This window comes from Actinosynnema sp., from assembly GCF_052038725.1.
On sequence record NZ_JBQGCX010000884.1, the window covers coordinates 1 to 2,533 of the forward strand.

Below are 2,533 nucleotides of genomic sequence, written 5' to 3' on the forward strand. Positions count from 1 at the left end.
GACCCGCCCGAGCACCACGTCCACCAGCCGCCGCTGCGACTCCTGCGGCCAGCGGGCCTCGTACGCCTCGCGGGCCTCGCCGAACGCGAACTCCGCCCCGAGCGCTCGCAGGGCAGTGCTCCCGCTCTCGCCCGGATCGGCGTCCGCCGCCCCGAGCCCGCCACCGCCGGGCGTCTCGACGCGCAGCACGTCCCCGCGCCGCAACGTGATCGTCCCGACCCGCCCCAGGTCCCGCTCGTCCTCGGCGCCGGGGTTGAGCACCGCCCGCCCCCGCGCGCCCGGCTGACCGCCGCCCACGCCCCAGGGCTGGTGCACCAACCGCTCCAGCCCGCGCACCGCGAACGTCACGTCGTCGCGCAGCGACCGCATCTGCACCACGAGCCCGTCCCCGCCGGGGAACTCGCCCGCGCCACCGGAAGCCCGCCGGTACCGGTACTCCTCCACCAGCACCGGGACGTCCGCCTCCAGCACCTCGTTCGGCACGTTCCGCAGCCACCCGCCCATGTAGCTGGTGCCGTGCAACCCCGCCTGCCCCGGCCGCCCGCCGGACCCGCCGGTGAGCGGCTGCCCCACGGACACCCGCCGCCTGCCGGTCGCCTCGTCCACGTGCGAGATCGCCGCGATCGCGACCCCGCCCGCCCCGGTCGCCGACGCCGCCTCGGGCCTGGCCTGCGCCAGGCAGCCCACGACGCAGTCCATGATCCGGAAGAACACCGCCGCCCTGACCCCGCACGGCGCGCCGGGCCACGGGTTCACCACCGACCCCGGCGGCAGCGCGGCGGTCAACGGCCGCACCAGCCCCGAGTTGTACGGCACGCCCTTGTCGCGCGAGTAGAACCAGTTCACCAGCGCGAAGGCGAGCATGTAGTGGCCGGGTTCGCCGCCGGTGTGCAGGTTCACCGCCTCCAGCACCTGCGGCGAGGTGCCCTCGAACGACAGGTGCGCCCCGCGCCCGGACACGGTCAGCTCCAGGTTCAGCCGGGTCGGCGGCACCACCGTGCCGCGCTCGCCCTCCACGCCCTCGACGTAGTCGGTGAACGCGTAGGTCCCGTCCGCCAACTCCTCGATCATGTCCCCGGCGCGCTGCTCGGCGGTGTCGAGCAGGTCCGCGATCGCGTCCCGCACCGCCGCCACGCCGAACGAGCCCGCGACCTCGTCCAGCCGCCGCTGCGCCGTCCGAAGTCCGGCGACCTGCGCGTCCAGGTCGCCCAGGTTCTGCTCGGGCACGCGGGTGTTGCGCGCCACGAGGTCGAACACGGCCTGGTTGCGCCGCCCGCCCTCCACCAGCCGCACCGGCGGGATCAGCAGCCCCTCCTGGTGCAGATCGGTGTGGCCCCAGTCGATCGAGCCGGGGACCGTGCCGCCGATGTCAGAGGAGTGCACGAAGCTCACCGCGTACGCGACGACCTCGCCGTCCACGTGCAGCGGGGCCCACGTCCACAGGTCGGGCAGGTGCGTGACGAGCCCGCCGGTGCGGTCGGGGTCGTTGCTCAGCCCGACGTCGCCGGGTTGGTACGGGGCAAGGGACTCCAGCGCGGCGCGCGCCGGGATGCCGATCATCAGGTTGCCGGAGATGCGCCGGGGCGCGGCGAACACCTCGCCGTCCGGGGTGACCAGGCAGGTGCCGAAGTCCGCGGTCTGCTTGACGAAGACGCTGAAGCTGGTGCGGCGGATGTTCTCCGCCATCTCCTCCACGATCGCCGAGAAGCGGTGCGCCAGGATCTCCAGCACGACGGGCGAGCTACGCACGGGCGGCCTTCCTCTCGGCGGGGGTGACGGCGATCCGCAGGTTGCCCAGCCCGTCGACGACGGCGCGGCACCCGGACGGCACGAAGATCGTCGTGTCCGGCGCGGACACCACCGCTGGGCCGACGAGTTCGGCCCCGGTGGCCAGCGAGCTCCTGCGGTGCACCAGCGCGGGCACGGCCACGCCGTCCTCGATCACGGTGTGCGGCAACGACTCCGCGTCGCCGCTCGCCCGCCACGGGGCGCGCGGCAGCTCGGCGGTGGCGGCCAGCACCACGCGCACGCTGCGCACGTCCAGCTCGCCGGGACCGGGGTCCACCGCGTAAGCGCGCCGGTAAGCCTCGGCGAACCCCTGGCGCAGTGCGGGAACACCCGGTTCCGCGTCCTCGGGCAGCGACACGGGGAGCGTGAACGACTGGCCCACCAGCTGCACGTCCGCCCAGCGCGTGACGCGCACGTCCGGGTGCAACCCGTGGTCCTGCTCGCCGTACCAGGCCAGCGCGCGGGTCTCCAAGCCGTCCCAGGCCTTCCGCAGCTCGGCGTCGTCGGTGGCGCCGCCGATCGGCGCGACCAGGTCCACCCGCATGTCGGTGGCCAGCGCGCCGTACGCGCACAGCGTGCCGGGCGAGGCCGGGACGACCACCTCCGCGACGTTGAGCGCCCGCGCCAGCAGCGCAGCCTGCACCGGCCCCGCGCCGCCGTAGGCGACCATGGTCAGCGCGGACGGGTCCACCCCGTGCTGCGCGCACAGCGGCACCAGCTGGGCGTGCATCATCGCCGTAGCAAC

At 75.0% G+C, this 2,533-nt stretch carries 2 protein-coding genes; both read right to left on the bottom strand.

Annotated elements, in window-relative coordinates:
* The coding region (locus ACTUAL_RS18230) for a hydantoinase B/oxoprolinase family protein (protein WP_440901113.1) at positions 1-1,749 on the bottom strand (1,749 nt) is incomplete at its 3' end.
* Positions 1,742-2,533: hydantoinase/oxoprolinase family protein (locus tag ACTUAL_RS18235; protein ID WP_440901114.1), on the bottom strand; the 792-nt coding region annotated here is incomplete at its 5' end. The genes ACTUAL_RS18230 and ACTUAL_RS18235, both read right to left, overlap by 8 nt.